Below are 20,314 nucleotides of genomic sequence, written 5' to 3' on the forward strand. Positions count from 1 at the left end.
TCTTTAAATTATCTTGGTATTTCTACTGCTTCTATAATTTGCTCTATAATTTGCTTGCTTCCTAAACCTTCCATTTCTCTTCTGGAGTTACAATAACTCTGTGTTGTAAAACAGGTATTGTCGATTTTTTAACATCTTCTGGTGTTACAAAATCTCTACCATTTATGGCTGCAAATGCTTTAGATGCATTTAAGATTGCAATACTTGCTCTTGGTGAAGCGCCCAAGTATAAAAAAGAATTAGATCTTGTGTTTACAACAATGTTAGCAATGTATTTTAATAAATTTTCTTCTATTGCTATTTGATTTACCAAATTTCTAAATTCTTTAATTTTAGAGGCAGAAATTACAGTTTCTATTTTACTAGATTTTGTGGTATTATTTAAGGCTTGTTCTTTTGATATGATTTCAAATTCTTCTTCTGCATTTGGATATGTTACATTTATTTTGAATAAAAAACGATCTAATTGCGCTTCGGGTAATCTATAAGTACCTTCTTGTTCTATAGGATTTTGCGTAGCTAAAACCATAAAAGGTTCTTCCATTTTATAGGTTTTACCATCAATAGTTACCTGTTTTTCTTCCATCACTTCAAATAAAGCAGCTTGGGTTTTTGCAGGTGCACGATTAATTTCATCAATAAGAATCATGTTCGAAAAAATAGGCCCTTTTTTAAACTCAAATTCAGAGGTTTGTAGATTGTAAACCGAAGTTCCTAAAATATCCGAAGGCATTAAATCTGGCGTAAATTGAATTCTACTAAAATCTGCAGCAATAGTTTTAGATAAAAGTTTTGCAGTAATTGTTTTGGCAACACCAGGCACACCTTCAATTAAAACGTGTCCATCAGATAATAAGGCAACAATTAACAGTTCTAACATGTCCTTTTGCCCAACAATTACCTTTTGCAATTGTTCTTTAATTTTAAAAACATTTTCTTGTAATTCACTTACATCTAATCGATTTTTAAACTCGATATTATTCGTTTCTTCTGATGAATTTGGTTGTGCTGTATTTAAAGATTCCATAGTTATTTTTTAAAGAAATTTTCTATCATTTTATGCAATACAATTAATTGTTCTTTAGAACATTCTGTCTTTTTATTTAAAGTAATAATTGTATGTATTAAGTATTTTGTTTTCTGCAGTTCGTTACTGATTTTGCTGCTAGTTTTTTAATAAAATCAGCATTTAAAATTGTTGTGTCAATTAAGTATTTCGAACGAATTTTTTCTAAGAAAAATGTAATTTTTTTGTCAACTAAATTTTGATGATCTTCTTCGCTTAAATACAAGTTAGAAATTGTTTGGGTAAAAGCAACAGTGGTATTTTCTAAAGGTTTTAGAACTGGTATTGCTCTTTGTTTTCTGCGCGCATTAAAGAGCATAAAAAATAGTAAGCCAATTATTGATACATATAAAAACCAAGTAAGCGTTGGGTGTTTTAAGAAATAATTAAATATGGATGGTTTATCATCTGGATTCTGTGAAAATTCACTCGATTTAATATGCTCGTCCCATAAAACTTTATTGTTTGGTAAATAGGAGAGTAGGTTGGCCACGTAATCTGTTTTACCTTCTAATAAGTAGTAATTTGTAAATACAATAGGGTTTGTGTGTAAATAAAAAGCACCTTTACCATGATAGATTTTTACAAAATTAGGTACTTCTTCGCCATCTATCTTTGTTGTACCTAAAACCATTGTTTTACCTTCGTTGTATTGTAAAAAATAATTTCTTTTAATATTTCTAGAATACAAATATGGTTTTTTACCAAAATCTGGATGTTTTAGGTAAAATTCTCCGTTTAATTTTTTTAAGTTTTGATTGCCAAAAGTGTTTTTATCTAAATTATTGATGCTAAACTCTAAAGCTTCTTTAAAATCGGCATTAAAATAATGTAAAGATATAAATGCAGCATTTCCTTTAGACACAAACTCTAACAAAGATTTAGTACCTTCTTTAGTTTGTTTAAAAGCACTATTTTTTATTAAAACATAATTTTTTTTACCGATCGTATCGCCATCAAAAGAAAAAATAGTTGTGTCGTAAAAATTTTCTTTAAGAATTGTAACATCTGTATCTCGAAATAAGTTAGAAGCTTCTTTTGAGATTATATAATTTCCAAACGGACTTTTTTCTTTTTCTCTGTAATTTTCATTCCAATTGGTTTTTGTACAACCTGTTATAAAAACCAAGGTAATAATTAAGAAAATTCTAAATATGTTTTTAAAGTACATCATTTAAGAAATGTTTTTTATAAATGATTCATATTTAGTTTGTAATATAGAAAACTCACTTTTAGACACGGCAAAATCGCCATACCAAACGTAGCTATATACATAGGTTAAATAAGAAAATTGATTTCTAATTGTACCTTTTTTAAGTTCAAATTTGTACTCTGAATTCGTTTTGTCTTTATGATAATTAATTAGTTTTTTGGTAGCAAGTGCTTTTAATGTTTTTAAAAAATAATAACGAATAGCTAATTTATAATTTTCTGTTTGTAATGCTTTTTCTAAAAGTGCATTTAGATCTAATTCATTAATATCATCTTCTTCATAAATTAGTTTTTCTAACGTTTTTTTAGGATTTTTCTTAAAATTGAAAAAACCAATTCTAGAACCAAGAGCCACTTTTAAGATGATAAAAATTACAATTCCGCCTAATAGAAAAGGAAAAATTACTTTTAAAAAAGAGGCAATACTTGTTAAAAAACTTAAATCGGTATTAGATCTTTTCTTTTCTTTTTCTTCTTTATAAATAAAATCTTTACCTGTGTATTTTGTATGTAAACTATCAGAAAAAGTTCTTAAGGTACTGTATTCAATACTTTTAATGTATTTGGTTGTGTCTTTGTACTTTACAATACTATCAAGCTTTTTTCTTGCGCTTTGGCAATTAAGCTTGTAAAAATCATCAATAATAAAATAACTTTTTTCATTATCTTAATTGATGTTTTCTAGCCACTTTAAAAGGCAAAATTAAATAGTAATAACTAATGGTTGCTAAGCAAAATAGAATGATTGCAAAGCAGAAAAAGGTTGGCATAATATTAGAATATCTTGTAACGTAACCTTCTAAAAAAGCAGCCATAATTGTAAATGGTATGGTACTTAAAAAGATGTAAAAAGCATTTCTTACGCCTTTTTTAAAAGATTCGAATCTTTTTAATGTTCCAGGAAACAAAATGCTTGCACCAATAATATAACCTGTTGCAGCTTCGATAATCATTCCGAAGATTTCATAAGTACCATGAATCCAGCATTCCTTTAATACTATCAAAAAAACTATTTTGTTGGTAAAAGAATGCCTGAAATACAGCAACCATTATTCCGTTCATCACAACATAATAACCGGTTCCAATTCCTAGAAACAATCCGAGAAAGAAACATATTTAGACCAACTCTTTGGTTGTTATTATAAATACCAATAAAAGTACCCCAATTACTACCGCCTTTGTAAATCGCCATAGCATCACCACTTTCTATATTTTCTAGTGTTTGATCTATGTATTCGTCACTTAAAACTTGTCTAGCAAAACTATCATCATTAAAAGTAGAAAGTAAACCGATAAAAAAGCACACAAAGAAAAAAGCAAATGATAAATAAAAGAATTTCCTGTATTGATAGGAGAGAAGTGGCACTTTATCAAAAAAGAAATATAAAAATATATTCTGATCTCTTCTTTTAGAATGATAAACTTTGTCGAAACTGCTTTTAGCTAATTTGTTTAAGTACGAAGTAACCTTACTTTTTGGGTAATACGTCTGCGCATATACCAAATCATTCATGATTTTTATATGCAAGTTGGCAATGTCATCCGGACTTTTTTTCGTTTTATTTGAAATAACTTGTTCAAATTCGAGCCATTTTTCTTTATTTTGCTTTATAAAAGCGACCTCTCTCATTAAGAGCGAATTTAACCATTGCATGAAAACACTCCAAATAAAAACCGCACAAAATATAAATATAAATTTTACGGTAGCCAACGTTGGGCAGCGCTTATTAGCGTTTTTATTTGACAATATTCTTAAGTTTGCTTACATCTACATTGTGTATTATGTGTTTGATTTTCAAGCGGTAGAAGAAACATTTTCTCGGCGATACTTGGACGGTACAAGCCGTCGGAATTTTAGTGTTAATTCCGGTTACTTTTTACACATTATATTCAGAAATTTTAATGGACGGACAAACATTAGGGAAGAAGCTTTTACATGTTAAAGTAATAAATGTAGATGGATTTAAACCTTCGGTTTCTGATTATACAATGCGTTGGTTTTTACGAATAGTAGATTTTAATTTGTTTATACTTTTAGCGGTGTATATACAATCTATTACCATTGATGATTCTGATTTTCTTTTAGGATTGACATTTGTTGTAGGGAAGTTAGTAGGATTATTGTTGATATTATTTACACCCAATAATCAACGATTTGGCGATATCATTGCAAACACCGTTGTTATTTATTTAAAAGATGAAGTAAAGTTTTCTGAAACCATTTTAGAAGAATTAGCTGATAAATACGTACCAACATATCCGAACGTGATTAAATTGTCTGATAATGATGCACGAATAATTAAAAATACATTTAAGACTGCTATTAAATTTAATGATTATAAAACTTTAATAAAATTACGTAGTAAGATTATTGAAGTTACGCAGATTAAATCTATTCATAAAAGTGATAGAGAGTTTATTTCTGTTGTTTTAAAAGATTATAATTTTTACACTCAGAACATGTAATTATTATTTTTTATAGAAATAGAAGTATGGTTTTAAATATTCTATTTAACATAATATAAATTATATAACAAATATACAGTGATTTCTGTATAGCCGTTTTTCAGGCTATTTATACATAATTGTAGATATGACTTCTTTAGAATCATATCGTCAACAATTATGTTAAAAGAAATTACGGATATTTAACTTCTCGATTTATTTGATAGCTATAATTCGACATTATGTAAAATTGCCGCACCCAACCGCTTATTGTTTTTAAAAAATTAAATGCTTTATGGCATTTATTTTTTAACTCAATTTACTTAACGCTTGGCCACACCAAAAAAAGCTAAACCTTTTGCTCTTAATTATAATTCTCGTATTCGAGGAAAATCCTGCAAGATTTTTTTCTACGACATTCTCGTAAGCTTGCCACAAGAGTATAAAATTTTTCTCGGCTCATACCACGCTCTAAAATTTCTATACACTTGTTCTAATTGTGCTTTTATTTAAACTTTTAAGTGTTTGCCTATCTTTTTGTCTTGATACAAAAAGAAACAAAAAATCAAGGCTGCATAAACTTTTGGAAACAATTTACGGGTTGCTTGCTACACTTTAGAAAGTCTTTGTCAGTATTACGTTGCATTTAGCACGAGCATTACATATTGTAATTATCTATAATACTTTGTCTAACTCTCTAAAGCGCTTAACGCTCATTCACCTATTGTTTTAACCAAAGTTTTCTGAGGCCATTTTGCCAACGCTTCATCTGAAAAAAAACATTGGTTCTTAAAATTTTCTATCTCGGATTAAAAGAATTTAAATCTAAACTAGGTTTTTTTTCTGAAATTATTTCAGAAACTAGTTTACCTGTTGCTGGTCCTAAACTCCAACCCATCATTGCATGTCCTGCTGCAATTGTTAAATTAGTGCACTTAGAAGATTTGCCTATATATGGTAAACCATCCGGAGAACAAGGTCTTAAACCGCAATCTGCGGCTTCTTTTTCTTCTTTAGAAATATTCAGATCAGTATAATAATTCTTTGCAGCATTGGCAATAGTTTGTATTCTAATTGGATTAATGTTATGATTGATTCCTGCGATTTCCATCGTGCCTGCAAAACGTGTAAATCCGTCCATTGGTGTAACTGCTACTTTTGCTTCGCATAATATTGCAGGAATTGTAATTCCTGTTTCTCTGTTTACATTAATTCTGTATCCTTTTCCTGCTTGTATAGGAATTTGTAATCCTAGTTTTTTAGTCAATAAAGGGCTCCAACTTCCTGCAGATAAAACAACTTCATCAGCTTTTAATTCTTGTTTATTTGTTATTATTTTTGAAATTGTTCCGTTTATTAATTCAATATCTTTTACATCTTCATTGGTAAAAAAACAGCTCCTTTTGTCTTTAAATACTTTACCATTTCTGGCATAAAATCTGTTGGAGTCATATGAGCATCCGAATCAAAATAAATGGCACCTTTAATATTCAGGTTTGCATTTGGCTCCGTAACATTAACTTCTTCTTTAGTTAATTTTTTTACACCTAAACCTTCTTCAATTCCACGTTGACCAATTTTCCACTCTTCTTCACCAACTTTATCCGATTTATAGCACATTAACAAACCTTTACGTTCATAATGAAAACTAAACGCGTTAGAAGCTTTAATATCTTCATATAAATCTCTACTTAAAATATTAATAGCTTTAATAACTGGAATTGCTTTTTCTACTTTTGACGTAGTAGCCGATTTTTTAAACGCCCAAGCCCATTTTAAAAAATCTGAATTTAAACGCGGTTTTATGTAAAAAGGACTACTGGAATTAAACATCCATTTAATCCCTTTATTAATCATCCCTGGAGCAGCTAACGGAATAAAATGACTAGGTGTTATATAACCTGCATTAACATAAGATGCACCATGTGACAAATTAGATTTATCAATTATTGATACTTGATTACCTTCTTCTAAAAGATAATAAGCTGTACATAAACCTATTATTCCTCCTCCAATGATGATGACGTTTTTATTCATATTAAATCACTTGAAAGCCTAAAGCATAAGGGTCATCTTCAGTATCTATAGTAATTGTATTGTGTCCAAAAACTTTTGACCAACCTTTTACACTAGGTATTATTGCTCTTTTGCCATCTAAAGTAGTTTCTTTTTCTACACAACCAACAAATTTACTTCCTATAAAACTTTCATGAATAAATTCATCACCAACTTTTAATTTTCCTTTGGCAAATAATTGCGCTAATCTTGCTGAAGTTCCTGTTCCACAAGGGCTTCTATCTATAGCTTTATCACCATAAAAAACTGCATTTCTACCATCAGATTTTTCATCAATTGGTTTTCCTGTCCACAACATATGCGTTACATCTTTTATAGATTCATTCTCTCGGATGCACAAACAAATTAGGAAATTTTACATTAATTCTATCTCTAACAACTTGCGAATATTGAATAATTTTTGAAGCTGTAAAATCTTGAATCCCGCTAAAATTTTTCTGCGGATCTACTATGGCATAATAATTCCCACCATAAGAAACATCAAAAGTAATTTCACCTAATTCTGGGCAATGTACCGTTAAATTTTCTTCCGCTAAATAACTTTTAACATTGGTTAATTTTACCCAATCTACTTTTTTATTTGTCTGTTGATATTCAATTTCTACTAAACCTGCAGGCGCTTCCATTTTTATTTTTCCTGGAATTTTGGGTTGTATTAGACCTTCTTCAATTGCAATTGTAATAGTACCAATGGTTCCATGACCACACATAGGCAAACAACCTGAAGTTTCAATAAATAAAATAGCAAAGTCATTTTCTAGATTATGTGGTGGATACAAGATGCTACCACTCATCATATCATGACCACGAGGTTCAAACATTAAACCTTTTCTTATCCAATCGAATTCTTTTAAAAAATGAAGTCGTTTTTCACTCATGGAATTTCCAACTAAAATTGGACCTCCACTTTTTACAACTCTTACTGGGTTTCCACAAGTATGAGCATCAATACAAACAAAAATATGCTTACCCATTTTACTTTGATCTAATTCCGTCTTTGATTCTAAAAATTGATAACGGATTGTCATCTTGTAATTCTTTTGGCAACAAATTATTAGGCCAATCTTGATAACTGAATGGTCTTACCCAACGTTTTATTGAAGTAATTCCTACAGCAGAAAACCTACTATCTGTAGATGCAGGATAAGGACCTCCATGAACCATAGATTCGCAAACCTCTACACCTGTTGGAACTCCATTAAAAATAATACGTCCTACTCTATTTTGTAATGCAGCAATTATTTCTGAATATTCAGAAACTTCATTATCATCAGAAATTACAGTTCCTGTTAATTGTCCTTCTATTTTTGATATTATTGATTCTAATTCAACTTCATTTTCACATTGAACAACCATAGAAAATGGGCCAAAAACCTCTAAATGTAATATTGGGTTTTCTAAAAAATCTTTTCCTGTAACACTAACAATTGCCTGTTCTGCATAATTGTTTTTTATTTCTGATGTATAATTAGCTGTAACAGAAATATTTGCTTGAGAAATTACCTTTTCTTTATTATTGATATATCCTTTTTTGATATTTGGATGCAACATACATGACGGATTAATTTTAGTAATTTCTTCCGATACATTATTTATAAAGCTTGTTAAAGCGTCGCTTTTAATACCTAATAATAATCCAGGATTTGTACAAAATTGACCAGTCCCTAAAGTGATAGAACTTGCATACGTTTTAGCAATGTCTGCTTGTCTATTTTCTAATGCTTTTGGTAAAATTATAACCGGATTTATACTTCCCATTTCTGCAAAAACAGGAATTGGCTCTGCTCTTTTTGAAGCTAAATCTAATAAGGCTCTTCCTCCTTTTATGCTTCCTGTAAAACCAACTGCTTTTACTTTTGGGTGTGCCACTAATTGTTGCCCAACGTCAATTCCGCTAGAATTTAAATTAGAAAAAACACCATTTGGCATTCCTGTTTTTTCAGCAGCTTTTATAATTGCTGAAGCTACTAATTCTCCAGTTCCTGCATGCATTGGATGCGATTTTACAATTACAGGACAACCTGATGCTAAAGCTGCAGCTGTATCTCCCCCAGCAGTAGAATACGCCAAAGGAAAATTACTTGCTCCAAAAACCACAACTGGACCTAAAGGAATTAACATTTTTCTGATATCAGATTTTGGCATTGGTTCTCTATTTGGTTGAGCTGTATCTATAGTTGCTTCTACCCAAGAACCTTCTGCTACTAGATTTGCAAAACTTCTTAACTGCCCAATAGTTCTAGCTCTTTCTCCTTTTGCTCTTCCTTCGGCAAACCTGTTTCTAAACAATATGTTTGAATTAATAAATCATCCAAGGTTAAAATTTCGTCTGCAATTGCGTTTAGAAATGCTGCTTTTCTTTCTCCGAAACTTTTCTAAATTCCTTAAATGCTTCTGAAGATAATGCTACAGCTTCATTTATTTCGTCTGAAGTTGCTTTTGTAAAAACAGTTGTATTTTCTTCATTCAATTCTGGATTGAAAGTAGTATATGTTTTATTTCCGATGGCAGATAATTGGTTACCTATGTAGTTTTTTCCTGTAATCATTTTTATGTATTTTTTTCAATTTTATTGGATAGTAAGCTACTTTTTTTGAATGTTTAAAAAATCTTAACCTATTAAGTCCGAATTTCAAGTCTTTCTTTTGCCGTAATATATCTTGCACGGACATCATAAATTTGCTGTTGAGTTAATTTCTTACCAAAAGTACGAAGCCCTCCAGCAACATCATTATGATGAATTCCCATAGCAAGCTTAAGATATTCCATAAGCAGCGGCTGAGCATCCGGATATGATAATGAATTTAAAGCCTGGGAAATTTTGTTTGCCTCAGCCCATTCTCCATTTAAAACACACTCTTGCATAGTAACACTTGCTTTTGGAAAAATTGTACCTACACCTGTAATCCCTCCACTTGCACCAGCGAGTCCTGCATATACAGTAACGGTGTCTACTCCTGCCAAAATTTTTAAATCTTTGTTCTCTAACAACAAGGTTTCAATAATTGAAACATCTATAGTCGATATTTTAAGAGCAGTTACCATAGAAAGAACCGAAAGTCTTTTAAGAAGGTCTGTAGAGAGCGAATGATAACCGGCTGCATCAGGATTGTTATAAGGCATAATTGTTACACCTACATCTTTTGCAGTTGCTTCAGAAAGTGCATAGTACTCATACATTTCTTTTTCAGAAGGAATCTCCTTAGTTTTTGGTGGCATCACCATGACTGTATCAACGCCAACAGTTGCAAGTCCTTCAATGATTTTGGCAAGTTCTTCCTTAGTTTCTGCTGTTGCTCCGCTAATCAACGGAACATTGTATTCTTCAGCAACCTCAGAAAGTGATTTAAGTAAAGAAAGACGCTGCTTGTTGCTCAGATAGCTATTCTCACCCGCGAGTTCCGAACCTACAAGTCCGCTCATTCTGCTTCCTCCTTTTCCTGGAACTTTTAAAATACCTGCGGCCTGTTTTTGTGTTGCATCAAAGTCAATTTCAAGTGAGCCGATTTTGACTCTTTCAACCATGTAAAAACTGCTGGCATTACCCCATTCCAATGTACATTCATAATTCTATTTTTAATGTTATCAAAATTAAAGAGTTAACAGATACTTAAATAATGATAAATTAATCACATTTGATACTATATTATTCTTTTTTACACAATAATTCGCAAAAAAGCATATTATTTACATAATATTGTTAATAAATGAAATTTTTAAATGAAAGTTCTACCCTTTAAAATACCAAAACCAGAGAACAACTCCTTGATTTATCAAGAAGATATTGAGGTAGTTTTTTATGATAAGTTACATCAACATGACGAAATACAGATTAGCCTTATTGAAAAAGGCAAAGGAACTCTATTAATTGGTGATAGCATTTATAGCTATAGTGATAATGATATTATTGTAATTGGAAGCAATTTATCTCACGCTTTTAAAAGTGATAAAAACACACATGAAACCTCTAAAATGATGAGTTTGTTTTTTACTGAATCTTCTTTTGGCGATTCTTTTTTTAAGTTGAAAGAGCTTTCTGAAGTCAGTCATTTTTTTCTAAATCGCTACAAGGTTTAAAGGTGGAAACTAATAAAAAAGTAATTATTAAGGCTTTTAAACAGTTAAAAGAAGCATCAAAATTAAATCGATTTATTTTGTTTTTAGAAATTTTAAAAACGGTTACTATTTCAAATTCAGAACCATTATCAACTTTTGTTTACAATAAAAAATACTCTGATTTAGAAGGAAAAAGAATGCGAAATGTATTTGATTATACAATAGAAAATGCGCGTCAGAAAATATCTTTAGATGACATTTCTAAAGTTGCAAATATGACAAAAAATGCGTTTTGTAAATATTTTAAAAAACGAACGAACAAGACGTACATTAGCTTTTTGACTGAATTACGAATTGAAAATGCTTGTAAATTATTAAATACTAACACGGATCTATCTATTAATGAAATTGCTTTTAAATCGGGATTTAACAATATCTCTAATTTTAACAGACAATTTAAAATGAAAAAAGGTATATCTCCAAATGTATTTAGGAAAACTAACCTTTAATGTAACCTATAATAAGTTTAGTTTGTGAAATAAATCTTTAAGTATACAATCTTAACCCATTCCATACACATTACCATTTCACTCCTATCGTCGCTTCGAGCAAAGCGTATTCCATTTCATTTTTAAAGAAACTTTTAGAAAGAAAAAAACCAAGAAAATTGGGTTAAAGAACTTCGCTTTTCACCAAAGCAAAGTTACATAACGCAGAATATTATAGAACAAATACATAATAATTTACTTATAACCATTTTATGGCTATTTACGAATATTTATAGATATTAGTGTTTTAGGTTTCGTTTATGATTGTTTTAAGAGCAATTACGATTATGAAGTTTTTGTTTTTATTTATAGCAATTTTTAGAAAACATTAGACAATGAGAATGTTTAAAATCTAAATTCTCTGATTAAAAATTTTAAACAAACACATTAAATCTTTTGGAAAAAAATGTTTAAATCCTAAAGGAAAAGTTATTTATTTTGGTTCAGCTTAATGTTATAATAACGAAATGAAAAAAGCACTAAAACTTGTAAAAAATCAAAAAGATGACATTCAAATTAATTTGATTAGTATTTATCTAAAAGATTTATTACTGCCGATATGATCTATAATTAGATGCAGTTGGAGGTTGGAGTTATGGATGGCAAAGGTCTTTTGGTTTTGATAATTACGACTGGTTTATGTGCAATGGTTCTAATACTGGTGTTGGTGGTGATATTTTTGCTACTACAACAGACGGTAATGGTTTTGTTTTTCTTGCCAATGGAGAAAAACCAAATCGTTTTCCAGTTATCGACCAAACTCGAAGAAAGCTTTTATCTCTTATGAATTGGAAGAAAGAGTTAACAAAAGAAGAAACGCAGCAAATACCCAATGAACTAAAAGTCAGTCTGATAGGAAATTATAATGACTTTCTTTATGGACAAGGATTACCAACCAAAATAATAGAAAGAAATAACCGTATTTATGTGGAATCGCCTTTTTTTCAACATTTTAAAGGACAAAAAGACAGTGAATTGATTTATTTAAAAAATGGATTATTTAAAATTATTGACTATCCAAATTTCTTAAAATTCAATATAACAGATGAAAAACCAAACTCTGTAACTCTATCAAGAGATAATCTGAATGTTGAAATTGAAATAAATAGAAGCGAAAATTAACTATTGGCAACACCGTGTATAAGTAATAAGGGTAAGTGCCAAACTGAAAATTATTGTATATTTATACGCTTACTACTTATACGCTAACCGTTGGCAACAAGCTTGACCCATCCTGAAAAAAACCTAACATCAACAGAACTTTAATAAATTATTAAGTAGAAATAACTTTCTTAAGACTTCAGCATTATTTAGTTGATGATATTGCCAAAAAACAAATGTTGTTTGTATTTGATAACTAAAAGATATTTTATTTTTACAAATAAAAAAGTACTGCCATACAAATAAATAAAATCTAAATGCAATATATTTGATTTTATATAACGAGTCGTAGCTAATTAAACGAAATGCATAAATCAAACTTGACAATCATATTAATTATGTTTTCATTCTTTTCTAAAGGTCAATCGAACTTGGAAGCCAAGTTTTTAGAATCTAACTCTGATATGAATTTAAGAAATATGTATCAAAGAATAGTTTGGCAGATGCAACCAACAAATGAATATTTATTTGACCAAACTAAAGGAGAAGTAAAATATATTGTTGAGGAAAATGGATTCGAAGTTATTGTAAAACCGAGAGATATTAGGAACATTTAATCTAGACGATAAAACCTTTTTATGGTCGGACAAAAACCCTTCAATTAATGAAAAACTTAATAGTAAAGTAAATTCATTTAGAAAGACGCTACCAAAAAAATATCAAAAAGATAAATTTAAATCTACTACTGAATTCAATTCAAACTTGTTATCCCTTTTTAGCTATAACTTAAATTCAAATGGTTTCGACTCGAAACGTCAAGACAATGCAATTATATATTATTCTCTTTTAGATATCAAAATATTCAAAGACGGAAATGAAATTTCGATAATTGAACCTAAAAATCATACAATCCCAATTCAAGATGAACAAAATATTGAATTGATAAAAAAATTTCACAAAGAAAAACTTGAAATAAACAAACAGTATAATGATGAAAGAATTAGTTCAGACCAAGCTTTTGAGAAAATTAAATTCATTCATTTAAAATATTGGCTAAACGAAGATTCATACTTTTTCCCAGTTTTATCTTGGCCTTGTAATTTTGATGAAAAGTCCATACTTGAGTGGAAAGAATTCAAAATCGATGAGAATAGACTTTTTGTAATGTACACGACTGATTTAGGATGGACAACTGAATCTTACGCCTATGAAATTGATTCAGATGCTAATGGAGATAAAGTGATAATTAACGAATATTAAAAAATAACAAGCTACAACAATGTGTATAGCTCATTGCGACTGAATTCCTAATCGGAATTCATTGCAATTTGCTATCTTTCGGTTACGGCGGAAAATCATAGCTGATTTTCCTCAACGAGCCATACACAATTCCGTTCTCCCCTACTTATAATTACTCTACATACAAACAGGTAACCTTTCATATACATAAAAATTATTACCACAAATTTAAAAGAAGAACCTATTTTCAAAAGAACTTTAATAAACTATTAAGTAGAATTAACTTTCTTAAGACTTTAGCATTATTCAGTTGATGATATTGCCAAAAAAAATGCTGTTTGTATTTGATAACGAAAAGATATTTTATTTTTAACAAATAAAAAAGTGCTGTTATACAAGTAAATAACATCTAAATGCAATATATTTGATATTATATAACGAGTTAGCAAATATTAGAACTAAACCTTAGACAAAATTAAGAATGTATTTGTATCACTAAAAATCATTAATTCATCTAATAATTTCTGTAAATTCAATTGATTTTTAACTACAACTTTTAAGTGTATATTTTGACTTCCCGTTATTCTATGAGCTTCTTGTATTTCTTGAAAATTGTTTATTTTTTTAGAATATGTTTAAGTTGACCAGGAAAAACTTTCAGCAAAATAAAAGCTTCTAAATCATTTCCAAGCTTTTTATTATTTAATTGTATAGTATATTTTTGAATAACCTCAAACTCTTCTAACTTTTGAATTCTTTCTCTAACTGCCGATGGAGATAAATTTATTTTCCTCCCTAAATCAGCAAAAGACAATCGTGAATTATCCTTTAAAATATCAAGTAACTGCTTATCTAAATCACCTACCATTGAATCAACTTTAATTTAAAATTAAAAACCTTTTTTCAACTGTAAATATAAAAAATATCTAATTAATCAATTTTACACTTTCTTAAATAGAATTTACCTTTGTATTAAAATTTAGAAAGTATGAGTATCTTATTAATCTTTGAGAATAAAAATGTTGAACCTTGGAAAAAGGCTTTAATAGAAAAATTGCCGAATACAACAATTGAAGTATATCCAAATGTAAAAAACAATGAATCTGTAGATTTTGTGATCTGTTGGAAACCTAAAAAAAATGTTTTCAAACAATTTCCAAACATCAAGATTATTCAATCGATAGGAGCTTCTATAGAGCATATTACGAACTCACAAACTATAAATACAGACAGTATAATTACACGTATTATTGATAAGAAATTATCAAATGATATGTGGGAGTTTTTAATCGCAATTGTTTTGTCTGAATTAAAAAACACGAGAACTTATTTAGCACAAAAATCAAGTAAAACATGGCAACAGCATGATTATAAATCAATTAGTAATACATCTGTTTCTATTTTAGGTTTAGGACAAATTGGTAGTTATGTGGCTGAAAAATTTGGTCAAATTGGTTTTAATGTTAAAGGTTGGAGTAATTCGTCTAAACAAATTCCGAATGTTAATAGTTATCACAAAGAAAATGAATTTAATATATTTTTAAATAATTCTGATTTTTTAATAAACCTTTTGCCCTTAACTGACAAAACAAAAGGAATATTAAATAAAAGTACATTTCAAGAATTACCCAAAAATTCTTTTGTTATTAATGTTGGTAGAGGAGAACATTTAATAGAGGAAGATTTAATTAATCAACTAGATAATTCCTTACTTTCGGAGCGTTTTTAGATGTTTTTAAAGAAGAACCTTTACCAAAGGAACATCTGTTTTGGAATCATCCAAAAATTCAAATAACTCCACATGTGGCAAGTTTAACTAATGTAAAAACTGCCACTAATCAAATTATAGAGAATTACAATCGTTTTTTAAATAATGAAGAACTTATCAATATTGTATCATTAAAAAAAGGATATTAACATTATGGACAGCAAATTTCATTTCGCATTTAAAGTAAAAGACATTGAAAGTACAATTAAATTCTATCATACAATACTAGAATGTGAGTTAGGTAGACAGACAGAAAATTGGGTTGATTTCAATTTTTTTGGCCATCAACTTTCCGCTCATATATCAGATAATATTCCTGAGTTAGATTATTGTGGAAAAGTAGATAATCTTAAAGTTCCTATTCCTCATTTTGGTTGCATTGTAAATAAAACTACTTTTAATAATATAAAAAACAGATTAGAAAACAACAACGTAGATTTTATTCTTAAACCTCAAAAAAGATATGAAGGTAAAAAAGGAGAGCAACAAACTATGTTTATTTTAGACTTTAGCAACAATCCTTTGGAATTTAAAAGTTATGAGAATAATAACGATATTTTTAAATAACATTTGCTAACAAAGAACTGAGCTAAAAAACAACTATTTTCTTCGTTAAATCTATTCAATATTATTTTAGACTCAAAATGCTTTTACTTGGTATTTTGAGCTTTATTTTTTTAAACTTATTTATTTAGACAATACAGAAACATAAGTTTCATCATATGCTAATCCAGCATTTGGCAATTGCAAAACTCTGTTTTAACAACTTATTAGAAACCGCAATTAAAGCTAATTTCTTACTCTTACCTTTGTTTACAATTCGCTCATAAATTTCTCTACAACCTTTATTATGCTTACAAGCTGTAAATGAACACAAAAACAAAAGATTGCGTAGCTTTCTATTACCCACCTTACTAATTCTTGCTCTACCCCTCACACTACTTCCGGACTCTCTTATTGTTGGTGTGATTCCTACATAACTACAAAGTTGAGCCGCTGTTTCAAACTTTTCAAAACCACCTGTCACAACGATTAAAAATAATGCTGTCTTTAATCCTATTCCTGGAATACTGGTTAAAAGTGTTAATTGAGCTTGTTGTTCTTGCTTTACTAAAGTAAGTAACTTTTCTTCTATGCCTTTAATCTCTCTTTCTAAATGTTTTTTAACACGAATTAAAGAGCGATAGACCCATTTTGATGGAACCCCTAACACTTCTTCTCCATGAATTTTATTCTTGGTAGCTGTTCGTTTTTTTATTAAACTATCTAACCACCTAAAGAGCTGTAAACATTCACTTTGAACATCTGTAAGAGCATTGTATAATGGAACTTCATTTATCATTCCATAATCACAAATTGCTTTGGCATCACTTTTATCTGTTTTAACTTTTGCCAATTTCATTTGAATAAAACGCTTTATTGATAATGGATTTACAACAGAGACAATAACACTTTGCTTGTATAAAAATTGAGCTAACCTGTAATGATAATAACCTGTGGCTTCCATAATTACTAATGAGTTTTTAGGAAGATTTTTTAGAAAAAAATTAAATCCAGAGGCATCATTTTTAAATTGATTATGACCACTTGTACTTCCATAAACATCAAACACATCTTTGCTAATGTCAACTCCAAAAATTTCCTTATATTTATTCATAAGAACTGATTTATGAAAGAATAACCTACCATGACTCACAACAACTTGAAAACGAGATCTAGGTCTCACAGAACTGAACGTGGTTTATAGTAGAAAAGAGAGAGGATTACCAATGTTGTCGAAGTCGAAAGCTTCACCGTATATATTAACCTTAATTCTCTCTTTTATTCTTTCTGATTAGATATCAAATTTATTAAAAGACAAACTTAAGCCGTATATAATTTATTGCTGGCTTCTTGCCTACTTGCGAAAGTCCTCGCGGACTTTCTTGATTGGTAATTATTTACTAAATTAGTTGCTTGAAACACGCAACAAACCATATACAACAACGTTGTAAAACATTTGACCAAACTTTATGCTAACAGATAGATTTCATCAACTAAGAAAAGAAGAATTAGATAAAGTTTTTACTAAAATAAATATTACTAACATTTGGAGAAAAGTAGTACGAAATCAACTTAGGACAGTTGATATTTTAGATATATATGACTACTATGACTTTAATTACAATATAAATTCCAGAGCTCTTCTTTTAAGAAACGATATTTTATCCGGAAATTATTCTAGTTCAAAACCATTAATTTACAGAGTAGAAAAAAAACTTGGTATTTGCCGACATTTAATTATCCCTCAACCTTCTGATGCACTTATCTTACAAATTATCACTGACAAAATTAGTCAGGAGATTATATCAAATCAACCATCTGAAAACTCTTATTACTCTAGAGACAAGCATTATGTCAAGAAACCGCACGAAATTGACGAATATGGATTTGACTGGAGAGAGTTGTGGAAAAAAATGCAAAAAAAATATTTAAGTTTAGTGAACAAAAAGAACTTATTGTTGTTACAGATTTATCTAATTATTATGATTCTATATTCATTCCAGAATTAAGAAAATTAATAACAGGTTATATAAAAAACAATGAAGCCTTATTGGATATCTTATTTGGAATAATTGAAAGGAATTCTTGGTTACCTGATTACCTACCTTACACTGGTCGTGGACTTCCAACATCAAATCTAGAAGGCATTAGACTAATGGCTCATTCGTTTCTTTTTGAGTTTGATGAAATCATCAAAATGAAATCGAATGACAGTTTTACAAGATGGATGGATGATGTAGTAATTGCAGTAGACAGCAGAGAAGAAGCAGTTAATATTTTAAGTTCATCTTCTGATGTGTTAAAGAGCAGAGGTCTTGCATTAAATTTAAAGAAAACAAATATTTACACAGCAGAAGAGGCTGAGTTTAATTTCTTAATTGACGAGAATAAATACCTAGATTCAATTGATTTTGACTACCATTTACAACACGGTATTAAAACTATTAGTAGTGAGTTAATAAAAAGATTTCAAAAGCATCTTAAAATAAACCAAAGTGCGAAATATTTTGAAAAAATAACAAAGAGATATATAACAGCTTTTAGTAAAATCAATTCTAAACGAATCCTTAAAGACGTACCCACTCTTTTCAACGAAAACCCAGGTATAAGGTCAAATTTGTTATTCCATCTAGCTACACTTGGTTTTGATAAAAGAACAGCAGAAGTTGTTCTGAAAATTTTTGACGAATTAAAATTACACGATGATATCTCATTATTTAATATTTGTAAACTTATAACCGATTGGAATATACCATTAACAAATGAAGGAAATGATTTTATTGATAAAGCAATAAAAAAAATAAAATCATTTAGTATGACTAGAAAACAAATTTTTGACTTTTATTGCCTTTTATGGGTTCGAACAAAGTATGACCACCCGGAAGATTTATATAAATTTATATTCGATTATAAAGGTATTTGGAATTCACACCCTTTCCTTAGAAGACAAGTTACCTCAATAATGGGCAGGCTATTTCTTTACAAAGAGGACAAAGTTAGAAAGTTTTTAGAAAGTCAAATTTCTACAGCAGAACAACAGGTAGTTTCAACTGCTAACAATTTAATTAATTTAAAAAAATTAGATATAATAGAAAGCAAAGTCAAATTATACTTGTTTCCTGAAAAGAAATATAAGACTTATCCATTACAAAAATTCTTAGTTTTGTGTTCTTTCTTAAATAGCGAACCTTATAGAAATGATAAAGACATATCTGCGAAAATCAAATACCACATTGATGATTCATATTATAGAAAATGGCTTGAACTTCAATACAATATAAAATAAACAATAATGAAAAAACTTAGAGAACAGAAAGGAGATGCATTTGAAGAATTGTATGATAGAATTTGGAAAACTAAATCTGCTAGATTTAATGCCTATCATAGACTGAAAAAGAAAAAGATTATGTCATCATATACTTTAAGTTTACTTTCGGTTTATGTAATAATTTTAAAACTATTAGAACCATTTAAAGTAATCGAGAATTCCGAAACACTTGTGACAGTTAACTTTCTATCCATTTGTGTTTCTATATTATTGTTAGTATTTGTTTTAATTGAAAACTCTATGGAGTATAATTTAAAAGCAGAAAAATTCCATAACTGTTCAAAATCATTAGCAAAACTTTTTAAAGAACTAGAAATAATCAAAGAATCTAAATCTGACTATGAAAAGACTAGTGGTATTAAAAAAATAACTGAAAAGTATGATATCATAATAGGATTATATGATAATCACGACCCAATAGATTTTGAACTACATAGGGTTAATAATAACCTTAAAAATTATTCTTCGAGTAAAAACTGGTGGATTAAAAACACCTATTTATATTTTAATAATTTAGTTTATTATCTAGCTATTTATCTTTTACCTATTATATTAATTTTAACAATATTAATTTTAAATAAATACAACAGCGTAGATTTGACAACTACCTAATAATAAAAACGTTTTACAACACCGTATAAAATTAATTACTAGTTCTAGCCTACTTACGAAAGTCCTTGCGGACTTTCTTTGTCCGTAATTATTTACTAATTTAGTAGCTTAAAACACTATGCAAACACATACATAATTGTTACCTTTAATTGCGTTAACCTAAAAAAAATATAAAACAGATTTTTATTGGAAAATTAGCATTTACAAGAAAAGCAATTTTAATAATAGCTTTAGGGTTGCTTTTAACTGGTGTAATTTTAGGCAGTTTTATTTTTTCAAGTATAAAATCAAATACAAGTTTTAATAGTATTCCTTTTTTC

General features: G+C 29.0%; 18 protein-coding genes and 5 pseudogenes. 11 read left to right on the forward strand and 12 right to left on the reverse strand.

The window, feature by feature from the left end:
• Nucleotides 1–8 precede the first annotated feature (8 nt).
• From ACZ1HD_RS07965 to ACZ1HD_RS07985, 5 genes and pseudogenes are all read right to left on the reverse strand, one after another.
• Nucleotides 9–1,027 (reverse strand): annotated as a pseudogene (locus tag ACZ1HD_RS07965) (AAA family ATPase).
• A gap of 97 nt (nucleotides 1,028–1,124) precedes the next feature.
• Nucleotides 1,125–2,240 (reverse strand): hypothetical protein, encoded by a 1,116-nt coding sequence (locus ACZ1HD_RS07970; protein WP_472689131.1) that lies wholly within the window; start codon nucleotides 2,238–2,240, stop codon nucleotides 1,125–1,127.
• Nucleotides 2,241–2,633, reverse strand: a complete 393-nt coding sequence (locus tag ACZ1HD_RS07975; protein WP_472689132.1) for a hypothetical protein — start codon at nucleotides 2,631–2,633, stop codon at nucleotides 2,241–2,243.
• A gap of 307 nt (nucleotides 2,634–2,940) precedes the next feature.
• Nucleotides 2,941–3,282, reverse strand: coding sequence for a stage II sporulation protein M (locus tag ACZ1HD_RS07980; protein WP_472689133.1), 342 nt, complete (start codon nucleotides 3,280–3,282; stop codon nucleotides 2,941–2,943).
• On the reverse strand, nucleotides 3,242–3,340 hold the full coding sequence (locus ACZ1HD_RS07985; RefSeq protein WP_472689309.1) for a hypothetical protein: 99 nt from the start codon (nucleotides 3,338–3,340) through the stop codon (nucleotides 3,242–3,244). The genes ACZ1HD_RS07980 and ACZ1HD_RS07985 overlap by 41 nt, the downstream gene beginning before the upstream one ends.
• 795 nt (nucleotides 3,341–4,135) lie before the next feature.
• Here ACZ1HD_RS07985 and ACZ1HD_RS07990 point away from each other — a divergent pair.
• Nucleotides 4,136–4,744, forward strand: coding sequence for an RDD family protein (locus ACZ1HD_RS07990; protein WP_472689134.1), 609 nt, complete (start codon nucleotides 4,136–4,138; stop codon nucleotides 4,742–4,744).
• Nucleotides 4,745–5,512: 768 nt separating this feature from the next.
• On the opposite strand, the pseudogene ACZ1HD_RS07995 reads toward ACZ1HD_RS07990, so the two are convergent.
• The 4 genes and pseudogenes from ACZ1HD_RS07995 to ACZ1HD_RS08010 form a co-directional block, all read right to left on the reverse strand.
• A pseudogene (locus ACZ1HD_RS07995) lies at nucleotides 5,513–6,760 on the reverse strand (NAD(P)/FAD-dependent oxidoreductase).
• Nucleotide 6,761: 1 nt separating this feature from the next.
• A pseudogene (locus ACZ1HD_RS08000) lies at nucleotides 6,762–7,773 on the reverse strand (4-hydroxyproline epimerase).
• A 1-nt stretch (nucleotide 7,774) separates the two neighbouring features.
• Nucleotides 7,775–9,347: pseudogene (locus tag ACZ1HD_RS08005) on the reverse strand (aldehyde dehydrogenase (NADP(+))).
• Nucleotides 9,348–9,418: 71 nt separating this feature from the next.
• A complete protein-coding gene (locus ACZ1HD_RS08010; RefSeq protein ID WP_472689135.1) occupies nucleotides 9,419–10,354 on the reverse strand; it encodes a dihydrodipicolinate synthase family protein in 936 nt (311 codons plus the stop codon).
• Between the two features lie 165 nt (nucleotides 10,355–10,519).
• Between ACZ1HD_RS08010 and ACZ1HD_RS08015 the strand changes: the two genes are divergently transcribed.
• The 5 genes from ACZ1HD_RS08015 to ACZ1HD_RS08035 all read left to right on the forward strand — a co-directional run bounded on the left by ACZ1HD_RS08015 (nucleotide 10,520) and on the right by ACZ1HD_RS08035 (nucleotide 13,764).
• Nucleotides 10,520–10,876, forward strand: a complete 357-nt coding sequence (locus tag ACZ1HD_RS08015) for an AraC family ligand binding domain-containing protein (protein WP_472689136.1) — start codon at nucleotides 10,520–10,522, stop codon at nucleotides 10,874–10,876.
• 2 nt (nucleotides 10,877–10,878) lie between these two features.
• Nucleotides 10,879–11,364 (forward strand): helix-turn-helix domain-containing protein, encoded by a 486-nt coding sequence (locus ACZ1HD_RS08020; protein WP_472689137.1) that lies wholly within the window; start codon nucleotides 10,879–10,881, stop codon nucleotides 11,362–11,364.
• Nucleotides 11,365–12,042: 678 nt separating this feature from the next.
• Nucleotides 12,043–12,525, forward strand: a complete 483-nt coding sequence (locus tag ACZ1HD_RS08025) for a hypothetical protein (RefSeq protein WP_472689138.1) — start codon at nucleotides 12,043–12,045, stop codon at nucleotides 12,523–12,525.
• Nucleotides 12,526–12,884: 359 nt separating this feature from the next.
• Nucleotides 12,885–13,121: a hypothetical protein gene (locus ACZ1HD_RS08030; protein ID WP_472689139.1), complete on the forward strand. Its 237-nt coding sequence runs from the start codon at nucleotides 12,885–12,887 to the stop codon at nucleotides 13,119–13,121.
• A gap of 145 nt (nucleotides 13,122–13,266) precedes the next feature.
• On the forward strand, nucleotides 13,267–13,764 hold the full coding sequence (locus ACZ1HD_RS08035; protein ID WP_472689140.1) for a hypothetical protein: 498 nt from the start codon (nucleotides 13,267–13,269) through the stop codon (nucleotides 13,762–13,764).
• A gap of 437 nt (nucleotides 13,765–14,201) precedes the next feature.
• On the opposite strand, the gene ACZ1HD_RS08040 is transcribed toward ACZ1HD_RS08035, so the two are convergent.
• A complete protein-coding gene (locus ACZ1HD_RS08040; protein WP_472689310.1) occupies nucleotides 14,202–14,363 on the reverse strand; it encodes an Lrp/AsnC ligand binding domain-containing protein in 162 nt (53 codons plus the stop codon).
• A complete protein-coding gene (locus tag ACZ1HD_RS08045) occupies nucleotides 14,360–14,611 on the reverse strand; it encodes an Lrp/AsnC family transcriptional regulator (protein ID WP_472689141.1) in 252 nt (83 codons plus the stop codon). Before ACZ1HD_RS08045 ends, ACZ1HD_RS08040 begins: the two co-directional genes overlap by 4 nt.
• Nucleotides 14,612–14,731: 120 nt before the next feature.
• Here ACZ1HD_RS08045 and ACZ1HD_RS08050 point away from each other — a divergent pair, with 120 nt between their 5' ends.
• Together ACZ1HD_RS08050 and ACZ1HD_RS08055 are read left to right on the forward strand one after the other, a co-directional pair.
• Nucleotides 14,732–15,472, forward strand: a complete 741-nt coding sequence (locus tag ACZ1HD_RS08050) for an NAD(P)-dependent oxidoreductase (protein WP_472689142.1) — start codon at nucleotides 14,732–14,734, stop codon at nucleotides 15,470–15,472.
• Between the two features lie 192 nt (nucleotides 15,473–15,664).
• A complete protein-coding gene (locus ACZ1HD_RS08055) occupies nucleotides 15,665–16,078 on the forward strand; it encodes a VOC family protein (RefSeq protein WP_472689143.1) in 414 nt (137 codons plus the stop codon).
• A gap of 120 nt (nucleotides 16,079–16,198) precedes the next feature.
• Here the strand turns inward: ACZ1HD_RS08055 and ACZ1HD_RS08060 are convergent.
• Nucleotides 16,199–17,168: pseudogene (locus ACZ1HD_RS08060) on the reverse strand (IS110 family RNA-guided transposase).
• A gap of 355 nt (nucleotides 17,169–17,523) precedes the next feature.
• On the opposite strand from ACZ1HD_RS08060, the gene ACZ1HD_RS08065 reads away from it, so the two are divergent.
• Genes ACZ1HD_RS08065 through ACZ1HD_RS08075 form a run of 3 tightly spaced genes read left to right on the forward strand, consistent with a single transcriptional unit; the run spans nucleotide 17,524 to nucleotide 19,994 of the window.
• Nucleotides 17,524–18,063: a hypothetical protein gene (locus ACZ1HD_RS08065; RefSeq protein ID WP_472689144.1), complete on the forward strand. Its 540-nt coding sequence runs from the start codon at nucleotides 17,524–17,526 to the stop codon at nucleotides 18,061–18,063.
• A complete protein-coding gene (locus ACZ1HD_RS08070; protein WP_472689145.1) occupies nucleotides 17,958–19,340 on the forward strand; it encodes an RNA-directed DNA polymerase in 1,383 nt (460 codons plus the stop codon). Before ACZ1HD_RS08065 ends, ACZ1HD_RS08070 begins: the two co-directional genes overlap by 106 nt.
• Nucleotides 19,341–19,346: 6 nt before the next feature.
• A complete protein-coding gene (locus ACZ1HD_RS08075) occupies nucleotides 19,347–19,994 on the forward strand; it encodes an SLATT domain-containing protein (RefSeq protein WP_472689146.1) in 648 nt (215 codons plus the stop codon).
• Nucleotides 19,995–20,314: the final 320 nt, after the last annotated feature.

The organism is Polaribacter sp. HA6-7, assembly GCF_055693625.1.